General features: G+C 50.9%; 16 protein-coding genes. 11 read left to right on the top strand and 5 right to left on the bottom strand.

The window, feature by feature from the left end:
- Positions 1–8: 8 nt before the first annotated feature.
- The 5 genes from GRF55_RS02595 to GRF55_RS02575 form a co-directional block, all read right to left on the bottom strand.
- Positions 9–467, bottom strand: coding sequence for a radical SAM-associated putative lipoprotein (locus GRF55_RS02595; RefSeq protein WP_220369002.1), 459 nt, complete (start codon positions 465–467; stop codon positions 9–11).
- Positions 468–478: 11 nt separating this feature from the next.
- Positions 479–736, bottom strand: coding sequence for a hypothetical protein (locus GRF55_RS02590; protein WP_220369001.1), 258 nt, complete (start codon positions 734–736; stop codon positions 479–481).
- A gap of 84 nt (positions 737–820) precedes the next feature.
- Positions 821–2971 (bottom strand): M6 family metalloprotease domain-containing protein, encoded by a 2151-nt coding sequence (locus tag GRF55_RS02585; RefSeq protein ID WP_220369000.1) that lies wholly within the window; start codon positions 2969–2971, stop codon positions 821–823.
- 72 nt (positions 2972–3043) lie between these two features.
- Positions 3044–3646, bottom strand: coding sequence for an HD domain-containing protein (locus GRF55_RS02580; protein WP_220368999.1), 603 nt, complete (start codon positions 3644–3646; stop codon positions 3044–3046).
- 26 nt (positions 3647–3672) lie between these two features.
- On the bottom strand, positions 3673–5013 hold the full coding sequence (locus GRF55_RS02575) for an alpha-L-fucosidase (protein WP_220368998.1): 1341 nt from the start codon (positions 5011–5013) through the stop codon (positions 3673–3675).
- Positions 5014–5987: 974 nt separating this feature from the next.
- Between GRF55_RS02575 and GRF55_RS02570 the strand changes: the two genes are divergently transcribed.
- The 11 genes from GRF55_RS02570 to GRF55_RS02520 all read left to right on the top strand — a co-directional run bounded on the left by GRF55_RS02570 (position 5988) and on the right by GRF55_RS02520 (position 22055).
- Positions 5988–7481: a xylulokinase gene (locus tag GRF55_RS02570; RefSeq protein WP_220368997.1), complete on the top strand. Its 1494-nt coding sequence runs from the start codon at positions 5988–5990 to the stop codon at positions 7479–7481.
- A gap of 20 nt (positions 7482–7501) precedes the next feature.
- Positions 7502–8821 (top strand): xylose isomerase, encoded by a 1320-nt coding sequence (gene xylA / locus GRF55_RS02565; RefSeq protein WP_220368996.1) that lies wholly within the window; start codon positions 7502–7504, stop codon positions 8819–8821.
- Positions 8822–8833: 12 nt separating this feature from the next.
- Positions 8834–10312, top strand: a complete 1479-nt coding sequence (xylE, locus tag GRF55_RS02560; RefSeq protein ID WP_220368995.1) for a D-xylose transporter XylE — start codon at positions 8834–8836, stop codon at positions 10310–10312.
- 686 nt (positions 10313–10998) lie between these two features.
- The gene (locus tag GRF55_RS02555) at positions 10999–11430 is read left to right on the top strand and encodes a hypothetical protein (RefSeq protein ID WP_220368994.1); all 432 of its coding nucleotides are present in this window, start codon (positions 10999–11001) and stop codon (positions 11428–11430) included.
- Between the two features lie 47 nt (positions 11431–11477).
- A complete protein-coding gene (locus tag GRF55_RS02550; protein ID WP_220368993.1) occupies positions 11478–11885 on the top strand; it encodes a DUF6530 family protein in 408 nt (135 codons plus the stop codon).
- A gap of 17 nt (positions 11886–11902) precedes the next feature.
- Entirely contained in the window at positions 11903–14242 is a 2340-nt protein-coding gene (locus GRF55_RS02545) for a leucine-rich repeat domain-containing protein (protein WP_220368992.1), read from the top strand.
- A gap of 198 nt (positions 14243–14440) precedes the next feature.
- On the top strand, positions 14441–14767 hold the full coding sequence (locus GRF55_RS02540; protein WP_220368991.1) for a hypothetical protein: 327 nt from the start codon (positions 14441–14443) through the stop codon (positions 14765–14767).
- Positions 14768–14787: 20 nt separating this feature from the next.
- Positions 14788–16779, top strand: a complete 1992-nt coding sequence (locus tag GRF55_RS02535; RefSeq protein ID WP_220368990.1) for an OPT family oligopeptide transporter — start codon at positions 14788–14790, stop codon at positions 16777–16779.
- A gap of 22 nt (positions 16780–16801) precedes the next feature.
- A complete protein-coding gene (aroA, locus tag GRF55_RS02530; protein ID WP_220368989.1) occupies positions 16802–18055 on the top strand; it encodes a 3-phosphoshikimate 1-carboxyvinyltransferase in 1254 nt (417 codons plus the stop codon).
- A 10-nt stretch (positions 18056–18065) separates the two neighbouring features.
- Positions 18066–18464, top strand: coding sequence for a hypothetical protein (locus tag GRF55_RS02525; RefSeq protein ID WP_220368988.1), 399 nt, complete (start codon positions 18066–18068; stop codon positions 18462–18464).
- 69 nt (positions 18465–18533) lie between these two features.
- Positions 18534–22055 carry a tetratricopeptide repeat protein gene (locus tag GRF55_RS02520; RefSeq protein WP_220369593.1) on the top strand — a complete coding sequence of 1174 codons (3522 nt, stop codon included), beginning with the start codon at positions 18534–18536 and terminating at the stop codon, positions 22053–22055.

Raw genomic sequence — 22055 nt, 5'->3', positions numbered from 1 at the left:
TTGAGCGTTTATTCTTTCTTTTTAAGTTGCTTGTTGGCAACGAACTCATAGACGCCGTCGTACCAGTCGTTCATTCCTTCCTCGAGTTTGCGCCTCTCCATCTCGTCAAACATGACGGAGTCTTTTTCAAACTCGCCGTTGGCAGCTCCGTCAACATCTTCGAAGACGACGCGCATACTACTGGTTGGAAATCCTTCCGTGAAATCCTTCGACCCATATTTCCCTTCCGCATCTGTGTAGCGTGAGAAGGTTTCCGGTGTCACGTCTTCTCCATGCTCCTTGAGTGTCGCCTTGATGCCTTGAATGGGATTTCCATCCTCATCAACCACGGTTCCGAGGACACGGTAATTCATGGTCGGAGAGCCGTAGAGTTCGGGACCGTCGGTCTCGCACGCAGTAAGTCCGAGAAGCCCCATGGCTGCTGTGAGTATTTTCCCCATGCGAGAGAGATTCTTACCTTTCTTCATATCGTTCCAAATTATTTGTTTTGTGGGGTTTCTCCCTCTTTCGCCTCTTGTTCTGCCGATGATTCCGGCACAACGAGTTTCTCTACGTATTTCGTCGGCGGTCCGCCATAGAGCACGACGATTCTCCCGATTTCCTCCTGAGGAGTTACCTCCTTGACTTTGGGGTCGGGATTATCGACAGGTGCCTTTTTCGAGGCGCATGCTCCCAGTCCGAGCAGTGCAAGGATGCCTGAGAGGGCTTTCGTCAGCCACATTGATTTTTTCTTCATACCAGATATTATTTGATGATCTTCTTTGATTTCATCGAAGTCGTTCACGTTCAGCAAAGCTGAAAATAGCTTTTCGCTCTGCGCTCACTTAATCACTTTCTTTCCGTCAACAATATAGATGCCTTTCTTCAGCACGGAGAAGTCTGTGCCTACAAAGCGTCCGTCGATGGTATAGATGCGCCCGTTCGCAACTGTCGGGTTGACCGTCGGCAGTTCTTTGATGGCAGTTGCTGTCGGGTCGTCAGCCATCACTTCGTCGAGGAACAGGCGTTTCGCCGGCGTGAAGGTCACTTTCACGTTACCTGTACCGGTGAGCGTCGCCGTGAAATCTGTCCACTGGTTGTGCTTCATTGTGAAGGTTGTCGGCGAGATGGTCACGTCCGGATTGTTGGTTGAGAGTGTCAGCGTGGTGCCGTCGGTGCCGTCGGTGCCGAAAGGTGCAGCCCTGAAGGTGAACGTAGCTGTGCCACTGACGGTGAATTCGGGTGTCGTGGCTGTGCCTTTTACCGAGCCCGTACCGAACTTGGCGCACTGGTCTCCGCCATAATTCTTATTTTGGAGTGCTGTCCATCCCTCATTATCAGGTCTGAAATTAGTTTGGCTTGAGGCTACGTTTCCAGCCCAGGCATTATCGTTTCCGCCCGTTCCGTTACAATCGTCGAACGATTCATAGAAGAGGTGGTTGCTGGGCTGCGGAACAATCTTTCCGAAGTTGAACGACATGGTGCCGTCGCTGTTCTTTGTGATGTCCGTGATGCGGACGTTCATGAGCTTCTTGCCGTCCGTATTTTTGTTATACAGCGTTGCTGCCGGCTGCGACCTGTTTGTCAGGCTGTCGGTTCCTGCATAGGGATACAGGTCTCCCGCCTCATAACTGTCGTTATCGTCCGCATGGAATATCGTACATCTTTCATGGTCATTCTTATAATGGTCATAGTATTGGGCATATTCCGGATAAATGGTTGAATAATGAGTATTGTCACAATTGGAGTTCACGATATTGAAGAACCATGCCCATTCGTCGTAATCGACGTGTGTAATCATGAGTCCGCTGCCCGGGAGTGCTTCGTCGAATCCTGTTTTCTGTCTGTTTTCTATCAGGTAATACTCATCGGGATAAGCCTTATTATATATAATAAATGTCTCTCCTTGTTTGTTGACTGCCTCCATTGAGGTGATGACCGTGTCGTTGACGAGTTCTGTCGGGATGGTCCATCCTGCAATCATACGTTCGTATGCGGTGTATTCTGCGGGTTGGAAACTATCGCCGTTATAGCTTCCGCTACTCATAAGGTCGAAATGTCCCATCCCAAAATTTCCGCTATATTGAGTGTCGTACATATCTGGGAAGCCCAGGCAGTGTGAGAATTCGTGGCAGAACGTACCGATGCCGCCCAACCCCCCATCGCCACTGAGCTCCGAGCCACAGGCGTAAGTGTCAATCGTGATGCCGTTGTGCGTATATGCATCTCCATAGTCGTTGCCTGAGAGTGACCATTCGTGCGGCCAGATGGTATCGTCATCACCGCCATCAGCCTCTCCCTTTCCTGAATAAAGCACATAGACCTGCTCCACTTCGCCGTCGCCATCCCAGTCATAATCGGCGAAATTGACTTGATTTTTTACCGAGTCGAGTGCCTCCACGACCATTGCACCCGGGCGCAGGTCGTCGCCTCTGCTGTCGTTTTGTCCGTAATAGCTGTAGTTCTGGGACAGTTTGACTGGTCCGACAACATCGAAATCGAGGACAAACGTTCCGTTGCTCTGTGCCTTGAAGTAGTCTCTCACGCTGCCTTTATATCCGTTCTCCGAATAGTTTTCGGCATTGGCAACATTGTTGAAAAGGGCTTGATCGTGTCCTGCTTCAAAACTTTGATCGGCGTATTCCACGAGTATGATGAGACATTTCTGATTGCCCGTGAAAGTTCCTGCTTTTTTCGCACGGCTGCGCAGTTTGTTCTTTCTGGCTGTTGCCCGCTTGGCTCTTTTCATTTGCGCCTTTTTCTGCAGCTGCTCTTTGGCGGCTTCCTCATAGTAGTCCGTTTGAGCTACTTTCACATAGCACTTCCCGTCGGCTGCCTGCCACCAGTGTCCATGCTCATCGCCTTTGAACTCTGCTTTGATTTCCGTTCCGTTTGCCAGACGTATCGTTTTCCACTGCCCTGGTTTCACGGGTATTGCATGTAGCGCGACGGCTACAAAAAGACATAAGATGATTGTTGTAAACTTTTTCATTTGCTTGTTGTTTTTATTTTATGTTTTTCCTTATTGAGACGGCAAAGATAGTCATTTTTTTGATTCTACGCGTTATGATTCTTCTTTTTTTGTTTCGAGGATGTGCGTGGCGAGTGCGTCGGCTGCCTGTATGATGGCTGCGAGCGGACATCCGTCGTAGGCTACGGAGATGTTTTGCTTGTCTTCATAGCTTTGCATGGGCAGGTTCCACGCTCCCATGTGCCAGCGTATGGCGATGATTTCGTCGTTGGTCAGTTGCAGTCCCAGCCGCAGGAGCATGATGACCGACTTCTCGCCGTGCCCGACGGGGAAGCGGCTGTAGTCCGTGTCATAGGCATCGTATGACTCCCAACGGTTGTTCTCGTCCTTGCGCCACTTCTGCACCGTCTTGTAGATGTTGGCTTTGCAGACGTCGTGCAGGAGTGCTGCGATGGTGACGCTGTCTTCGGGCAGTTGTTTTTCGAGTTCGGGGCGCATGCCGATGGTCTGCATGCGCAACATCTGCGCCATTTTCCACACGTTGAGTGAGTGTTCCAGCAATCCGCCCTCGTGGCTCAGATGCCGGCTGACGGATGCCGGTGCGAGGAAGAATCCGGCTTGTTCGAGATAGCTCACGACGCTTTCAATCCCCGTTCGCTTGGTTGCTTGCAGCAGTTTGATGAATTGTTCTTTCATGATATTATTTGTCTTTTTGTTTTTCGTCAGTTGGCTTCGATGACTTTCCCTTCGCCCGAATAGAGTTTGATGGGTCCGTCCAGTTCGAGGGCGATGACCGTGATGTCCGGGTCGAGCACGCTGTCGGGCACGGTGATGTAGAAGTTGCCGGGAATGTTGCTCCACGACGGCTGGTTCCACATCTTATAGTCAAGCGCCGCCCCACTGCCTACGACGCGCGCCCGCTTCACCTTGCTCACGAGTCCCTTGATTTCCACCATCCCGTGCGGGCGGTATGGCAGGTAGAGATAGAGCACGTCGCCCCGTTGGTTGAGCGTCGTATATCCTTGGAAATAGTTGGTCGGGATGCCTGCCCGGGTGTCGTAGATGGCTTCGGCGTGCTTCTTCGTCCATCTGCTGAACGCTTTGAGTATGGCAATCTGTTCCTCGGGAATGGTGCCGTCCTCGCGCGGTCCGATGTCGAGCAGCAGGTTTCCGCCCATCGACAGGCAATCGACAAACAGGCGCAGCAGCTGGTAAGACGACTTGTAATTGGTGTCCGTCGGGTAATATCCCCACGAGTCGTTCATCGTCTGGCAGAGTTCCCAGTAGGGTATGTGCGGCCGCTCGGTGGGGATGCCCCGTTCTGGCGTCAGGTAGTCGCCATAGCCTTGAATGCGCGAGTTGACGATGCAGTTGGCGTTGTATTGACGCAACAGCGCAATAATCTCGGGTGCGTGCCACGCTTCTGCCGTCTGTTCCCAATCGCCGTCGAACCACCACAGGTCGGGGTTGAACTGGCGCGACAGCTCTGCCAACTGCGCGAAGTTGAAATTCACGAACTTTTCCCACCGCTTGGGCTGCTCGTCAATCTTATATCTGACAGTGTTTTTCGTCCAGTTGGGATAGTCCGCATGCGACCAGTCGAGCAGCGAGAAGTACAGTCCCAGCCGCAGTCCCTGTCTGCGCACCTCCTCCGCAAACGGCGTGAGCAGGTCGCGACGCGCAGGCGTATTCTTCCTGGTGCTCAGTTTTCCCGCCTTGGTGTCCCACAGCGCCACGCCGTCGTGGTGCTTGGACGTAATGACGGTGTATTGCGCACCGCTCTCCTTAATCAGGCGCACCCACTCCTGCGGGTCCCATTTCGATGCCGTGAACCCTTTCTGTTGTGCCATATACTCGTCGTATGGCAGCCGCTCGTTGTAGAACGACCAACTCTCCGAGACCCCTCTGACGGCATAGATTCCCCAATGGATGAAGATGCCGAGCTTGGCTTTCCCGAACCATTCCATCCGCTGCCGGTAGTTCACGCTGTCGCGCATGGCAATCTCCTGCGCATGCGTCGTTACAGAAAGGAGCAACAGTATAAAAAGAAGTGCTTTTCTCATGTCATTTCCTGATTTGATGTTTGCTTGCAAAGATACGACTTAGCGCGCAAAAAAACAAATTTTATTTGAGTTTTTACTGGGAGGGCTGGGAAAGCTGGGAAGACTGGGAGCCCTAAGAACTCTGGGAGGACTACGACTTCAAGCAAAATTCCCAAGCTTCCCAGCTCTCCCAGAATTCCCAGAACTCCCAGTCTTCCCAAAACTCCCAGCCACCAATTGTTAAAATGTAAAGATTTCACCCGAAAAATACTTACACGGGAGGCGGAAGTTTTTGCATAAACATACGGGAGTTTCCGAATAATTATGCAAAACATGCACGATTTCTCTCGAAAAAACACGAAAATTGCTCCGAAATGGGCAACTTTTGGAGTCCGAAAGGACAACTTTCAGCAGCCAAAAGTTCAACTTTCGGAAGGTGAAAGTTCAACTTTCGCAACGCCACGCCGCATACATTCCGCATAAAACCCAGATTTTCGCTTTCTAACTCGCTGATTTTCAGAAAACTTTTCGCAGGAGCGCGTAAAACGCCTCCACCCTTCTGACAGTCCACCGACAGAAATATACAGCCTTGTAGCGCGTTAATTTTTGTAAAGAAATCTAAAACACCACTCGAAAAATGTCAAGAAAAAGTCAAGACGGGAGCGATAGAAACCTGGCGGGGAGCCCTTAAAGGCTTTTAGGGAGCTTAGGGGCTTTAAAGACCTTAGAGACCTTAAAGACCTTAAGCTCCTTAGAGCCTAAAAAAGACCAGGATTCTTTTGGTTTTTCGCTCGCTTATTTGTAACTTTGCAACGATGAAAGTGTTCGGAGCTGCTCAAAACTGTTTGCTGCTGTTCCCCGAACCGCTGATTCACGGGTCCATGAGGGCTCGGAGGATGAGTAAGACAAAAGTCATCTGATAGGTATCACAAAAAGCTGATAGGTATCACAAAAACTATTGCAACGCTAATTTGGTAACATTTATATAAAAAGATATGTATTTACTCGGTTACGACATCGGAAGTTCTTCGATAAAATGCAGTCTGGTCGATGCACAGTCGGGATTGTGCGCGGCACAGGCATCCTATCCTGCCCACGAGGCACCCATCAGTGCACCGCAGCAGGGATGGGCTGAACAAGACCCTGAAAACTGGTGGCAATACGTGCGCATCGTCACGCAACAGGTGCTGCAAAAGACGAAAGCGACGGGAAGCGACATCGCCGCCATAGGTATCTCCTATCAGATGCACGGCTTGGTGTGTGTCGATGAGCAGCAGCGCGCCCTGCGACCTGCCATCATCTGGTGCGACTCGCGCGCTGTGACCTACGGCAACGAGGCTTTCCGGACGCTGGGTGAAGACTACTGCCTGAACCACCTGCTCAACTCTCCCGGCAACTTCACCGCTGCCAAACTGGCGTGGCTCAAAGACAACGAGCCCGACACCTTCAACCGCATCCATAAGGTGATGCTTCCCGGCGACTACATCGCCATGCGGCTGAGTGGCACCATCGCCACCACCGTCTCGGGCTTGTCGGAAGGCATCTTCTGGGACTTCCTCCGCAACGACGTGTCGCAGGAACTACTGGACCACTTCGGTTTCTCGCGCGAACTGCTCGCCGACGTGAAGCCCACCTTCGGCATCCAGGGCGAGGTGAGCGCGCAAGCCGCTGCCGAACTGGGACTGGCAGAGGGCACACCCATCACCTACAGGGCGGGCGACCAGCCCAACAATGCCCTGTCGCTGAACGTGCTGCAACCCGGCGAGATAGCCTCAACGGCAGGCACGTCGGGCGTCGTGTATGGCGTATTGGGAAAGGTGAACCACGACCCGCTGTCGCGCGTCAACCCCTTCGCCCACGTCAACCACACGCCGCAGGAGCCCCGCCTGGGAGTGCTGCTGTGCATCAACGGCACGGGCATCCTCAACTCGTGGATAAGGCGCAACGTGGCAGACCCGGGCATGACCTACTCAGAGATAAACGATTTGGCATCCCAGGCACCTGTGGGGTCCGGAAAACTGAGTATTATCCCCTTCGGCAACGGTGCCGAGCGCATATTGGAGAACCGCGAGACGGGCTGCAGCATCATGGGGCTGGACTTCAACCACCACGGCAAGGCACATCTGATGCGCGCCGCACAGGAAGGCATCGTCTTTTCCTTCAAATACGGCATGGAAATCATGGAACAGATGGGCATGCGCGTGAACCGCATCCGCGCCGGACACACCAACATGTTTCTCAGTCCGCTGTTCTGCACCACACTCGCAAGCATCGCCCAAGCACCCATCGACCTCTATGACACCGACGGCTCAATGGGGGCTGCGCGCGGAGCAGGCATCGGAGCAGGCATCTACCGCGATGCTTCCGAGGCATTTGCGTCGCTCAAGAAGATTGCCGAGACCGAGCCCGACGAGAAGCGCCTGCAGCAATACCAAGAGGCTTACCTGCTGTGGAAAGAGCGCCTGGAGACCATCCTTTCACATGAATAACAATTTAAACATCAACAAATATGGAAACAAAAAAAGAATTTTTCCCCGAGATTGGTAAAATCAAGTTTGAAGGCAAAAACAGCCGTAACCCCTTGGCATATCGCTACTACGACGCAGAGAAAGTGGTGATGGGCAAGAAGATGAAAGACTGGTTCAAGTTTGCCATGGCATGGTGGCACACACTCTGCGCACAAGGCACCGACCAGTTTGGCGGCGAAACCAAGCAATTCCCCTGGAACACCGCTACCGACCCCATGCAGGCAGCCCGCGACAAAGTGGATGCCGGCTTTGAGTTTATGACGAAGATGGGCATCGAATACTTCTGCTTCCACGACGTGGACCTGATAGCCGAAGCACCCACCGTGGAAGAGTATGAAGCCAACCTGAAGGCTATCGTCGCCTATATCAAGGAGAAACAAGCCGAGACAGGCATCAAGAACCTGTGGGGAACAGCCAACGTATTCGGACACAAGCGCTACATGAACGGTGCTGCCACCAACCCCGACTTCGACGTTGTGGCACGCGCCATCGTACAAATCAAGAACGCCATCGACGCCACCATCGAACTCGGCGGCACCAGCTACGTATTCTGGGGCGGACGCGAGGGCTACATGAGTCTGCTCAACACCGACCAGAAACGCGAGAAAGACCACTTGGCACAGATGCTCACGATGGCTCGCGACTATGCCCGTGCCCGCGGCTTCAAAGGCACTTTCCTCATCGAACCAAAACCGATGGAGCCCACCAAGCACCAGTATGACGTGGACACGGAGACGGTCATCGGATTCCTCAAGGCACACAACCTGGACAAAGACTTCAAAGTCAACATCGAAGTGAACCACGCCACGCTGGCAGGACACACCTTCGAGCACGAACTGGCTGTGGCTGTCGATAACGGGATGCTCGGTTCCATCGACGCCAACCGCGGCGACTATCAGAACGGTTGGGACACCGACCAGTTCCCCATCGACAACTTCGAACTGACCCAAGCCATGCTGCAAATCATCCGCAACGGCGGATTCACCGACGGCGGCACCAATTTCGATGCCAAGACCCGCCGCAACTCCACCGACCTGGAAGACATCTTCATCGCCCACATCGCTGCCATGGACGCCATGGCACGCGCACTGGAGAGCGCTGCCGCCATCATCGAGCAGTCGCCCTATTGCCAGATGTTCAAAGAGCGCTACGCTTCGTTCGACAGCGGCATGGGAAAAGAGTTCGAGCAGGGCAAGCTCTCGCTGGAACAGGTCTATGAATATGGCAAGACGGTTGGCGAACCTGAGCTGCGCAGCGGCAAGCAGGAACTGTATGAAGCCATCGTGAATATGTACTGCTAAGACGCTACACACATGACCGACACAACATCATCACAAGGCAGCAGACTCTATCTGTTCAGCATCGTGCTCGTAGCGGTGCTGGGCGGTTTGCTGTTCGGATATGACACGGCAGTGATTTCCGGTGCGGAGAAAGGACTCCAGGCGTTTTTCCTGGGTGCCAGCGACTACACGCACACTGATTTCCTGCATGGCATCACCTCGTCGAGCGCACTGATAGGCTGCATCATCGGCAGCGCGCTGTCGGGCATCTTTGCCTCATGGTTGGGACGTAAGCGTTCGCTCGTCATGGCAGGCGTATTCTTCTTCCTGTCGGCACTGGGCTCTTATGCACCCGAATTTCTCTTCTTCGAGCAAGGCAAGCCCTCCTTCGGGCTGTTCATCGCTTTCAACATGTACCGCATCCTGGGCGGCATCGGCGTGGGCTTGGCTTCCGCCATCTGCCCCATGTATATCGCCGAGGTGTCGCCCAGTCATCTGCGTGGCACGCTCGTGTCGTGGAACCAGTTTGCCATCATCTTCGGACAGCTGGTGGTATATTTCGTCAATTTCATGATTCTGGGCGAGCATACCAACCCCGTCATTGAGCGCATCGCCAGCGGGCTCTACAGCGTAGGAGCAGAGAGCGACCCGTGGACCATCGCCACCGGCTGGCGCTACATGTTTGTGAGCGAGGCTGTTCCGGCAGGACTCTTCACGATACTGGTGTGCTTCGTGCCCGAGACACCGCGCTACCTGGTGCTCACCGGCAACCACGACAAGGCACTGCACGTGCTCACACGAATCAACGGCACGGAAAAAGCCAAAGCCATCCTGAAGGAAATCAAGGAGACCGCCACCCAGAAGACCGAACGGCTGTTCACCTATGGCGTGCTGGTCATCTTCATCGGCATCATGCTGAGCGTGTTCCAGCAGATAGTCGGCATCAATGCCGTGCTCTATTTCGCTCCGCGCATCTTCGAGTCCATCGGCATGGGCGACCCCATGGCGCAGACGGTGCTCATGGGCGTGGTCAATATCCTGTTCACCCTGCTGGCGGTATTCACCGTAGAGCGTGTCGGTCGCAAGCCGCTGCTCATCATCGGTTCGCTGGGCATGGCGCTGGGAGCCTTCGGTGTGACATTCTTCAACATGATTGACGGGCTGCCGGCAGTGGTCGCAGTGGTGAGCATTATGATTTACAGCGCCTCGTTCATGTTCTCGTGGGGACCCATCTGCTGGGTACTGATATCCGAGATTTTCCCCAACACCATCCGCGGTGCAGCCGTTGCCATTGCCGTCGCGTTCCAGTGGATTTTCAACTTCATCGTCTCTTCCACCTTCCTGCCGATGTACAACATGAGCGTGGGTGACATGGGCGAGAAGTTCGGTCACATGTTCGCCTACGGACTATATGGCATCATGTGCATCATTGCCGCCATCTTTGTATGGCGCCTGGTGCCCGAGACCAAGGGCAAGACGCTGGAAGACATGAGCCGCCTGTGGCGCAAATAGCCTGACACTCAGCGAAAAAAGCATGGCGAAAACCTATCGCCATCGCTCAATAAAGAGAGTGTGGCAAAATGGAGGAAGTGCGCTTTGCGCAGAAATCTCACAAATCTATCCAAAATCTTTCATTCTGTGTATCAACACTTTGACTTGTTAGATTTGTACAGATTTGTTGGATTTGCCTTTCCCCATAGGCGGCGATTTGCAATTCTCATCCGTAGGATGACTGAATTTCTATTTTGACACACCCTCTTTTTTGCCCTATCCCCACTCCATTTTCATGCTCCCATTTTCACTTTGTGCGGACAGACACCTGAAAACTTTCCCACCTGCTTTTTTGTTTTTTGCAAATAAATTCGTATATTTGCGGACAGAACGGGAGAGTCATCCCGAATTATTTGATGCATTGGCTATTGTTTCGCACTTAACCGAAGAGACCTGAGAAATCATTTTGGAATAGTTCGATTTAATAGCGAGAGGAATGCCTGGAAAAGGATTCCTACCAACGCAATACAGTATGCTCACGATTGGCGTAGTGTATTCTTATTAAGTTGGTAGAGGTTCCATTTTCTCAGGTCCACCTCTCAGGTTAAGTGCATAAGAATGGCTGCGCCATTTTTTGTGTCCTTATCCGTTTGTGCATAATGGTGGAATCTAACTATTCTTTTTTATTAATTAAAAAAATATGTATCATGGAAAGAAAGGTAATTATTTGCTTGTGTGCTCCTGAAAGTAAAGGGAAAACGTCCTCTATCAGGAAAGTTTATGAACAGTTTCCCGAAAATAAGAAAATGCTCGGGGAAGAAGATGGTGACTTCTATGCAATAATTAAGCAAGAAGAGTGTACTATTGGCTTTTCAAGTTTGGGAGATCCTAAATCTAAACAGAAAGAATGGCTTGAAAAACTGTTGGAGCAAGAATGTGAAATCATCGTTACGGCATCTCGGATGGAACAGTTTGAAATAGTTGAAAGTTTATCAGAAAAATACGAATATACCATTAAGCGGATTTCTCCTGTGTATGATTATGAAAATAACGATAATCGATATTTAGAAATATTCCACCAAGGCAATGCTGACGTGATTAAAAGTTTGATTGATAAAATAAAGAAAGGAGAATTATAAAAAATGTTGCTAAAATAAATGTGTTACAATAATAAAAAACAAAAGTTATGATACCAAAACATCTTTCCCACAAGCCCATCGTAGGCGTTGATAATTATGAACGTATTGACGGGCACACTGCCAATAATACGGATGCCCGTGCACTTTCTGTCGGATTTGCTCAATATGATAACAAAGAAATATCTGCAAAGGTTTTTCGAAAAGCACCCACACAATGGAGTCCCCAAAGTGAGGAATTGCCATTGCACCGGTGTATTGATTTGTGTACTTTGATTGTAAAATCGCTTTTGCTTGTAGATCAAAAAGGAGTTTCAACTTCGGGTAATATAAATCCTATAGTCTATGACAAAGAGGGATTAAAGAAAATCAGTGAGTTCTACAAGTTACACAAGGATTCAGTTTTGATGCCGAAATTACGCGAATTACAAGATGCATTAAATACATTTATGCCTTAATTTTAATCTCTGTAAATATGAAAACAATTAGATTTAGTCCTACTCATATCTTGCGCGTTTTCCTTTTAGCTTTTGCATTGATGTGTGGTATGAGCGTTTCTGCCCAAACTTCGTTTACTATCGGTTCACTGAAATATACTACGACGAGTGACACGACGGTAAGCGTAGCTAAAAATGATCCCCCAACAGGAGATTTGGTTATTCCTGAAAGTGTGGAACATAACGGAACGCTATATTCCGTGACGAGCATTGGATACAGGGCGTTCGAAGCTTGCACAGGTCTGACCTCCGTCACCATCCCCAACTCCGTGACAAGCATTGGAAGTGAAGCGTTCAATAGTTGCAGCGGTCTGACCTCTGTCACCATCCCCAACTCCGTGACGAGCATTGGAAGGTCTGCGTTCTCTAGTTGCAGCGGTCTGACCTCTATTGATATTCCCAACTCCGTGACGGGCATTGGTCAATCAATGTTCGAAAACTGCAGCGGTCTGACCTCCATTGATATCCCCAACTCTGTGACGGTCATTGGATATTATGCGTTCTCTGGCTGTACAGGTTTGAATTTTATCACTATTCCAAACTCCGTGACATTCATTGGAGGGAGTGCATTTCGTGGCTGTACAAGTCTGATATCAATTGATATTCCCGACTCCGTGACGAGCATTGGAAGTCGAATGTTTCAAGGTTGCGAAAGCCTGACCTCCATCACCATCCCCAACTCCGTGACGAGCATTGGAGATTATGCGTTCGATGGTTGCAGCGGTCTGACCTCCGTGACCATCCCCAACTCCGTGACGAGCATTGGAAGTTATGCGTTCCAAAACTGCACAGGTCTGACCTCCGTCACCATCCCCAACTCCGTGACGAGCATTGGAAGGTCTGCGTTCTATGGTTGTAGCGGTCTGACCTCCATCACCATCCCCAACTCCGTGACGAGCATTGGAGAGGCTGCGTTCTATGGTTGTAGCGGTCTGACCTCCGTCACCATTCCCAACTCAGTCACGAGCATTGGATATGTAGCGTTCCATCTTTGCAGTGGTTTGACTTCCGTCACCATCCCCAACTCCGTGACAAGCATAGGAAGTGGTGCGTTCGGGGGTTGCAGCGGTCTGACTTCCATCACCATCCCCAACTCCGTGACGAGCATAGGAAGTGGTGCGTTCGCTTATTGCAGCGGTCTGACCTCCATCACCATCCCCAACTCCGTGACGAGCATTGGAGAGAGGGCGTTCTCTCGTTGCACTGGTCTGATCTCCGTCACCATCGGCAACTCCGTGACGAGCATTGGACAGTCTGCGTTCGAGGATTGCAGCGGTTTGACAAAAGTGATTGTCAATAATATTGCAGCATGGTGTAATATCTCATTTTATTATAATAGTAATCCTTTAGGCAATGCAGGGCATCTTTATAGTGACGAGAATACAGAAATTACGAATTTGGTAATACCTGACGAGGTAACGAGTATAAAACGCTATACGTTCTATGGTTGCAGCGGTCTGACCTCCGTCACCATCCCCAACTCAGTGACGAGCATTGGAGATTATGCGTTCAGGTATTGCAGTGGTCTGACCTCCGTCACCATCGGCAACTCCGTGACGAGCATTGGAGAGAGGGCGTTCTCGGATTGCACTGGTCTGACCTCCGTAACCATCCCCAACTCCGTGACGAGCATTGGAGATTATGCGTTCAGGTATTGCAGTGGTCTGACCTCCGTCACCATCGGCAACTCCGTGACGAGCATTGGATGGGGTGCGTTCTATGGTTGCAGCGGTCTGACCTCCGTCACCATTCCCAACTCCGTGACAAGCATTGGAAGCTGGGCGTTCCATCTTTGCAGTGGTTTGACTTCCGTCACCATCCCCAACTCCGTGACAAGCATAGGAAGCTGGGCGTTCTCGGATTGCAGTGGTCTGACTTCCATCGCTATCCCCAACTCCGTGACGAGCATTGGAAGCTGGGCGTTCCGAGAATGCAGAAGATTAACCTCCGTCACCATCCCCAACTCCGTGACGAGCATTGGAGAGAGTGCGTTCTATAATTGCTACGGTCTGACGGATATTTATTGCCATATAGAAGAACCATTGACGATAGCGTCTGATGTATTTAATAATGTCCATACAAACACCTGCACGCTTCATGTGCCTATCGGAAGCAAGGTGAAATACCAAGCAGCGGATGTTTGGAAGGAATTCCTGAATATCGTTGAAGACTTGCCGACGGGCATCGTTTCAATTGATAATTCACAATTGACAATAGAGAATGACGTTTGGTTTACGCTCAACGGCGTGCGGCTCAACGGCAAACCGACAATCCCGGGCATCTATATCGTTAACGGAAAACGAGTCGTGATTAAGTGATGATAAAATAATTTCTTCCGACTCATCACCCGTTTCCCCACGCATCGGTTTTTTACAAAAAGTCATCTGCATCATTCTGATTTCGGAACGGTGCAGATGCTTTTTTGCACTCCACTCCCATTGTCTTTTTAATCGTAAAAACATAAAAACTTCAACCAACGGACTCAAGTTTCGGATATTTTACCTAAATTTGCAAACATGATTATCATTCGGAACAGTCTGTTGCCGTTTGGCAAGTTCACGGCGATGAACATCTTCGGCATCATGCTGTGCCGCAAGAATGCGGTCATCACCCGGGAGACCATCAACCATGAGCGCATCCACACGGCGCAGCTCATCGAGACGGGCTTCATCGGGTTCTACGTCTGGTACGTCATCGAATGGCTCGTCAAACTGCCTTTCAGGGGTAACGCCTATCGGAAGATATCGTTTGAGCGTGAGGCATACGACCACATGGACGACCTGGACTACCTCAGCCACAGGAAACACTATGCGTGGTGTAAACTATTGAGAATCAAATCATAATTATCAAAAAACATAAAACTATGGAAGAGAATCTGAAAGAAATGGGGCAGTTGCCCGAAAACGCTTTTCGTGAGTTGAAAGAGGGCGAAGAATACCAGCCCGTGATGTCGCCCGAGCATTCCTATCCTGAAGTCAACGGATGGTCGGTGACGTGGGGTGTGCTCATGGCGGTGCTGTTTTCTGCCGCTGCCGCTTATTTGGGACTGAAAGTGGGTCAGGTGTTCGAGGCAGCCATCCCGATTGCCATCATCGCCGTGGGCGTATCGACAGCCACCAAGCGCCGCAACGCGCTGGGCGAGAACGTCATCATCCAGAGTATCGGAGCCTGCTCGGGTGCAGTGGTTGCCGGTGCGATATTCACGCTGCCTGCCATCTACATCCTGCAGAACAAGTATCCTGAGATGACGGCATCGTTCCTCAACGTGTTCCTGTCGTCGCTGCTGGGCGGTATCATCGGCATCCTGTTCCTGATACCTTTCCGCAAATATTTCGTGAAGGACATGCACGGCAAGTATCCCTTCCCCGAAGCCACGGCAACGACACAGGTGCTCATGAGCGGAGCAAAGGGCGGCAGCCAGGCTAAGCCGCTGCTGCTGGCAGGTCTTGTCGGCGGTCTGTACGACTTCATCGTCGCCACGTTCGGCTGGTGGAACGAACTGTTCACCTCGCGCGTTGTAGGCTTTGGCGAAACGCTCGCCGACAAGGCGAAGCTCGTCTTCAAGCTGAACACGGGTTCGGCAGTGCTGGGTCTCGGCTTCATCATCGGTCTGAAATACACCTTTATTATATGTCTCGGTTCGCTGTTCATCTGGTGGATTGTCGTTCCGGGCATGGCAGTGCTTTTCTCCGGACAAGTTCTTGACCAATGGGACCCGAGCATTGAGACAGCCGTCAATGAGATGTTGCCCGAACAAATCTTCACGGCTTACGGCAAGAGCATCGGCATCGGCGGTATTGCCATGGCTGGTATCATCGGCATCATCAAGTCGTGGGGCATCATCAAGGGTGCCGTTTCGCTTGCAGCGAAGGAGATGAAAGGCAAAGGTGCCGGCATGGAAGAGGTGAAACGCACGCAGCGCGACATCTCATTCAAGATTATCGCCATCGGCTCTATCGTCACGATACTCATTACCTTCCTGTTCTTCTGGCTGGGCGTGATGCAAGGCAACATTCTCTTTGCGGTTGTCGGCATCCTGCTCGTTGCGGTGATTGCCTTCCTGTTCACGACCGTTGCAGCAAACGCGATTGCCATTGTCGGCTCTAATCCTGTTTCGGGCATGACGCTCATGACGCTGATTCTGGCATCGGTGGTGATGGTGGCAGTAGGACTGAAAGGCACGGGCGGTATGGTGGCAGCGCTCATCATGGGCGGCGTGGTCTGCACGGCGCTGTCGATGGCAGGTGCATTCATCACCGACCTGAAAATCGGTTACTGGCTGGGAACGACCCCGAAGAAGCAAGAAGTGTGGAAATTCCTCGGAACGCTGGTTTCTGCAGCGACCGTCGGCGGTGTCATCATGCTGCTGAACAAGACCTACGGCTTTACGACCGGTCAGCTGGCTGCGCCACAGGCAAATGCGATGGCTGCGGTCATCGACCCGCTGATGAACGGTGTCGGTGCTCCGTGGTTGCTGTATGCCATCGGTGCGACGATTGCCATCGTGCTGACCCTCTGCAAAGTGCCAGCCCTTCCGTTCGCACTCGGTATGTTCATCCCCATTCAGCTCAACCTGCCACTTCTGGTCGGCGGACTGGTCAACTGGTTTGTTACCACACGCAGTAAAGACGAGAAGGTGAACAGCGAGCGTGGCGAGAAGGGAACGCTGATTGCCAGCGGATTCATTGCCGGAGGAGCGCTGATGGGTGTTGTCAGTGCGCTGCTACGCTTTGGCGGTGTGCATCTGACCAATGAGGAATGGCTCAACACAGCCATGTCTGAAGTATGCTCGCTCGGTGCTTATATCTGTCTGATTGTTTACTTCATCCTTGCAACCCGCGTAAAGAAAAACTAACAAATCAGCACCATAAGACCATATGCGATACACGCTCAAGGCTCCGGAACAGTTGAAGGCAGACATTGCGCTGCCTCCCTCAAAAAGCATCAGCAACCGGGCACTGATTATCAGTGCGCTCACAGAAAACGCGAAGGAGACAGAAAACCTTTCCGCCTGTGACGACACGCTGGTGATGGTGCGGGCATTGAGAGAAATGCCTCCTGTGATTGACGTGGAAGGTTCGGGAACTGCGATGCGTTTCCTCACCGCCTACCTGTCGATACAGGAGGGAACGCATGTGATTACCGGCTCGGAGCGCATGAAGCAACGCCCAATAAGGATACTCGTGGAGGCGCTCCGAAGGATGGGAGCCCAGATTGAATACTTAGAGGAAGAGGGGTTCCCGCCCCTGAGGATTATCGGTGGGAAGATAGACGGCGGCAAGACAGAGATGCAAGCGGATGTCAGTTCACAATACGTCTCTGCCCTGCTGCTGATTGGTCCCACGCTGCCGAAAGGACTGGAAATCAGACTGATTGGCAGTATCACATCACGCCCCTATATCGACCTGACGCTTTGTGTCATGCGCGATTTCGGGGCAAAAGCGGACTGGACGAGTGCTGACACCATCAAGGTGGAACCAGGTGGCTATCAGCCTGTCCGCTTCGCCATAGAGAGTGACTGGACTGCAGCCTCGTATTGGTATGAACTGGTTGCGCTGAGCCGACATAGCGACCCGCAGGTCTCCCTGCAAGGACTTATTGATGGTTCCAGACAAGGAGATGCCACGGTCCGCTACCTGTTCAGCATGATGGGCGTAAAGACCAAATTCGCCACGGAGGGACAGGGTATTCCCACCGAAGTGACCCTCAAGAAGCATGACCACCGACTGCCACACATGGATTATGATTTCATCAATCAACCCGACCTTGCACAGACACTCATCGTCAGTTGCTGCCTGAAGGAAATCCCTTTCCGTTTCAAGGGACTCAGCACGCTGCGCATCAAGGAGTCAGACCGCATAGAAGCGCTTCGAAACGAGTTGCGGAAGTTGGGGTACATTGTAGAAGTGGAGGGTGAGGACGAACTGGTCTGGGACGGGCAGCGGATGCAGGCTGAAGCACATCCCGTCATTGAGACGTATGACGACCACCGCATGGCACTTGCTTTTGCTCCCGCCTGTATGGTGTTTCCGTCCATTACAATCAACCACCCTGAAGTTGTTTACAAATCATATCCCGATTTCTGGAAACATCTGCGACAGGCAGGGATAGAAATCACTGAAGAACCTTAATCAAGATGATATGCTCTACCTTCTTCTCTCCCTCATCCTCATAGGACTTCTCACGGCAATCATGAGCAAGTTCTCACAGCATAAGAACGAGGAGGTTGTCATGCCTCAAAATGGTTCAGAATGTGCCACTTGCAGCGGTGAGAATGCGAAGTGCGCGCAAGACTGCATGATGGAGGCTGCCATAAGAGACATCGAGTATTATGATGATGAGGAGCTGGACCGTTTTTGCGGCAGAGCGTCCGATCAATATAACGATGAGGAGGTTGAGGAGTTTGCCGAAGTGCTTCACACGATGCGCCAAGAAGAGGTTGCCGGCTGGTGCCGAAGTCTGACGCTGCGCGGCATCCATCTCCCCGACCAGCTGAAAGATGAAACGGTGATGCTGATAGATGACATGAAAAGACAATAAAAACTGCTTTTTTAGAGTTTATAAAACGTGACACCACATCAATTACGACACTTACGATTCCTGTTGGTGATGATAGCGGCTATCATCATGACAGGTTGTTCTACGCAGAAGAATACTGCGGGGAGCCGGTGGTGGCACTCGTTCAATGCGAGGTATAACACGTATTATAATGGTGCAGTGGCGTATATCGACGGTTCGTTGGAAAAGGAGAACGGTAATCGTGACAATTTCACGGAGTTGCTTCCGCTCTATACTGTCGGCAACAAGGGCAGCAGGGAGATAGGAAAGGCTCATTTCGACCGTGCCATCGAGAAATCGAAGAAGGCAATCAAGCAACACAGCATAAAGAAGCGTCCGGAATGGTCGTCGAACAAGCGAAAGACTGCCAAGGACGTTGAGTGGCTCAATCGCCGTGAATACAATCCTTTTCTATGGAAAGCATGGATTCTCATGGGGCGGGCTCAATTCCACCAAGGAGCATTTGAGGATGCCGCTTCGACATTTGCCTATATGGCACGACTGTACCATACACAACCTGCGATTCTCGGTAAGGCGCGTGCGTGGCTTGCAAAGTGTTATATTGAAAACGGTTGGATGTATGATGCGGAGGACGTGATTCGGAACATGCAACGTGACTCTATGGACTGGCGTGCCGTGAAGGAGTGGGACTACACTTTTGCTGATTACTATATACACACGAAGGAATATGACAAGGCTATTCCTTATCTCAGGAAGGTAATCAAGCACGAGATGAGGCGTAAGCAGCGTGCACGGGAATGGTTTTTGATGGGGCAGTTGCAGAGGCTTGTCGGCAACAAGGAAGAGGCTTATAAGGCATACCAACGCGTGTTGCGACAGCATCCGCCTTATGAAATGGAGTTCAATGCCCGCATTGCAATGACGGAGGTGATGTCGGAAAAGAATGCGAAGCAAACCATCAACCGCCTCAAGCGAATGGCTGCTTCAGACAACAACAAGGACTATCTTGACCAGGTGTATTATGCCATAGGCAATATCTATCTGACACAAAGGGATACAGCCAATGCGATCGCTGCCTACGAGAAAGGCAACGAGAAAGGGACGAGAAACGGTATTGAAAAGGGTGTCCTGCTGCTCAAACTGGGTGATTTGTATTGGCTGCAGGAAAAATTCAGCGATGCCAAGCGCTGTTATGGAGCAGCAATCGGTATGTTGGACAAGGACCGTGCAGACTATGAGCAGCTGTCTGAACGGTCGGTGATGCTCGACGAACTGGTTCCTTACACGGAGGCTGTGCATCTGCAGGATTCTCTGCAACGACTTGCACAGATGTCGGAAAAGGACAGGAATGATGCCATTGACCGGGTTATTGAGGCCTTGAAAAAGAAGGAGAAGGAAGAGAGGCGCAATCAGGCAGAGGCAGAGGCTCAGCAGCGAAGGCAGCAAGGCGAATGGAACGAGGCAGACAGCCAATCTCCGCAGCCTACGACAACGCCAGGCAGATCGACGACCTGGTATTTCTATAACCCGCTTGCCATCAGTCAAGGAAAAACACAATTCCAACGGTTATGGGGAAAGCGCGAGAATGTTGACAACTGGCAGCGCAGCAACAAGACTGTGGTAGGCAGCTTCGATGATGTTGGCGAGATGACCGACGAACAGCGCGACTCTATCATGCGAGCCGAAGCAATAGAAGACTCGTTGAAGAATGTGAGCGACAGTGCACAAAACGACCCTCACAGACGGGAATATTATCTCGCACAGATTCCTTTTACGGAAGAACAGGTTCGTGAAAGTAACCTCATCATCATGGATGGTCTGCACCATGCAGGGGTAATATTCAAAGACAAGCTGAACAACCTGAATCTCAGCGAAAAGCATCTGCGTCGCGTGACCGACCAATATCCGGAGTACGAGCACATGGACGATGTATATTATCATCTGTTCTTGCTTTATTCACGATTGGGAGAACATCACACTGCCGAAAACTATATAGCAAGACTGAAAGCGCAATTTCCAGAGAGTCAATGGACGGCTTTACTGACCGACCCCTACTTCAAGGAAAACGCCGTATTTGGAACGCACATGGAAGACTCGCTGTATGCTGCTACATACGAAGCATTCAAAGCCAATCGTCTCAGCGAAGTGGCTGCCAACAGGCGGCTGTCGGACACCCGATTCCCGTTGGGAGCCAACCGTGACAAGTTTATTTTCATTGGAGGACTCAGCAAACTCAACGACGGAGATGCCAACGGATGTATCGAAGATATGAAGACGATTGTGAAGGACTTCCCCAACAGCCGTATCAGCGAGATGGCAGGAATGATTGTCAACGGCGTAAATGCCGGAAAACGACTGCGAGGCGGGAGGTTTGACCTGACGGATGTTTGGGACAGGCGCTCACTGGTTCTCAACGACATCAGTGATTCAACGGAAGCTAAGACTTTCGTTCCTGACAGGGACATCAATTTTGCTTTTTTACTGGTTTATCATCCTGACTCTGTCAATGAGAACCAAATGCTCTACGAACTGGCAAGATTCAACTTTACCAACTATCTTGTCAGAAACTTCGACATCGCCATTGAAGACATTGACGGTATCAGCAGGATGTCGGTAACAGGATTCCGCAGTTTCGACGAAGCACACCTATATGCCCAGCAACTGTATGCGAACCCGAATATCACGAGACTAACTGCCAAAACGCGCGGTGTGATTATCAGCGAGAAAAACCTTCCATTGCTGGGGACTAATTTCAGTTATAAAGAATACGAAGACTTCTACAACAAGAATTTTGCACCTCTCAAAGTCACCGAACTGTATCTGCTGACTGAGCCGTCGGATATTGGCACCGATTCTGATCCTGAACTGAACGACTTAAGAACGGAAGAGCCTGACGAGAAGAAGTTGCAGGGCAATGAAAATGAGAATATCAACAACGAGTTCATTATACCGGAAGAACCCGTGAAGACTGTTGAGCCTGAGAATAACGGTACGATTATAGTGCCGACAGAACCTGTGAAGACTGCGGAACCGGAGAATAACAGCACGATTATAGTGCCGACAGAACCTGTGAAGACTGCGGAACCGGAGAATAACAGCACGATTATAGTGCCGACAGAACCTGTGAAGACTGCGGAACCGGAGAATAACAGCACGATTATAGTGCCGACAGAACCTGTGAAGACTGCGGAACCGGAGAAACCCAAGTCAACTATTACGCCACCTACTGAAAAAAATAACATTATCGTCATACCTGAAGATGACCGCCAACCATTGAGCGATGACATCTTTATTATAGAAGAGCCAACGGGAGCGCAAAAGACGGGTACTCCGAAGAAGAACACCAATACACAGACACCACGTCAACAGCAGAACAACAATGAGCCCGAGATATTCTTCGAGGAAGACTTGCCACCCGTAAAACCAAGTGCCAAGACACAAAATAAGAAGGAAAAGGATAAAGAGAACAAAGATAAAGAGAACAAAGAAAAAGAGAAGCAAACGAAGAAGCCTGCCAACGAATTGGATAAAGAGAACAAAGAAAAAAAGAAGCAAACGAAGAAGCCTGCCAACGAATTGGAGGACGAATATTACGAATTAGAAGGATTTTGA

This window comes from Prevotella sp. Rep29, from assembly GCF_019551475.1.
Classification (GTDB): domain Bacteria; phylum Bacteroidota; class Bacteroidia; order Bacteroidales; family Bacteroidaceae; genus Prevotella.
The sequence above is the reverse complement of the archived record's forward strand: the minus strand, read 5'-3'. Positions and strand labels throughout refer to the sequence as shown.

Bases quoted from the DNA above. Each gene is read 5' to 3' on its own strand.
- GRF55_RS02595 (WP_220369002.1), bottom strand. From the start codon at position 467: ATGAAGAAAGGTAAGAATCTCTCTCGCATGGGGAAAATACTCACAGCA.
- GRF55_RS02590 (WP_220369001.1), bottom strand. From the start codon at position 736: ATGAAGAAAAAATCAATGTGGCTGACGAAAGCCCTCTCAGGCATCCTT.
- GRF55_RS02585 (WP_220369000.1), bottom strand. From the start codon at position 2,971: ATGAAAAAGTTTACAACAATCATCTTATGTCTTTTTGTAGCCGTCGCG.
- GRF55_RS02580 (WP_220368999.1), bottom strand. From the start codon at position 3,646: ATGAAAGAACAATTCATCAAACTGCTGCAAGCAACCAAGCGAACGGGG.
- GRF55_RS02575 (WP_220368998.1), bottom strand. From the start codon at position 5,013: ATGAGAAAAGCACTTCTTTTTATACTGTTGCTCCTTTCTGTAACGACG.
- GRF55_RS02570 (WP_220368997.1), top strand. From the start codon at position 5,988: ATGTATTTACTCGGTTACGACATCGGAAGTTCTTCGATAAAATGCAGT.
- xylA (WP_220368996.1), top strand. From the start codon at position 7,502: ATGGAAACAAAAAAAGAATTTTTCCCCGAGATTGGTAAAATCAAGTTT.
- xylE (WP_220368995.1), top strand. From the start codon at position 8,834: ATGACCGACACAACATCATCACAAGGCAGCAGACTCTATCTGTTCAGC.
- GRF55_RS02555 (WP_220368994.1), top strand. From the start codon at position 10,999: ATGGAAAGAAAGGTAATTATTTGCTTGTGTGCTCCTGAAAGTAAAGGG.
- GRF55_RS02550 (WP_220368993.1), top strand. From the start codon at position 11,478: ATGATACCAAAACATCTTTCCCACAAGCCCATCGTAGGCGTTGATAAT.
- GRF55_RS02545 (WP_220368992.1), top strand. From the start codon at position 11,903: ATGAAAACAATTAGATTTAGTCCTACTCATATCTTGCGCGTTTTCCTT.
- GRF55_RS02540 (WP_220368991.1), top strand. From the start codon at position 14,441: ATGATTATCATTCGGAACAGTCTGTTGCCGTTTGGCAAGTTCACGGCG.
- GRF55_RS02535 (WP_220368990.1), top strand. From the start codon at position 14,788: ATGGAAGAGAATCTGAAAGAAATGGGGCAGTTGCCCGAAAACGCTTTT.
- aroA (WP_220368989.1), top strand. From the start codon at position 16,802: ATGCGATACACGCTCAAGGCTCCGGAACAGTTGAAGGCAGACATTGCG.
- GRF55_RS02525 (WP_220368988.1), top strand. From the start codon at position 18,066: ATGCTCTACCTTCTTCTCTCCCTCATCCTCATAGGACTTCTCACGGCA.
- GRF55_RS02520 (WP_220369593.1), top strand. From the start codon at position 18,534: ATGATAGCGGCTATCATCATGACAGGTTGTTCTACGCAGAAGAATACT.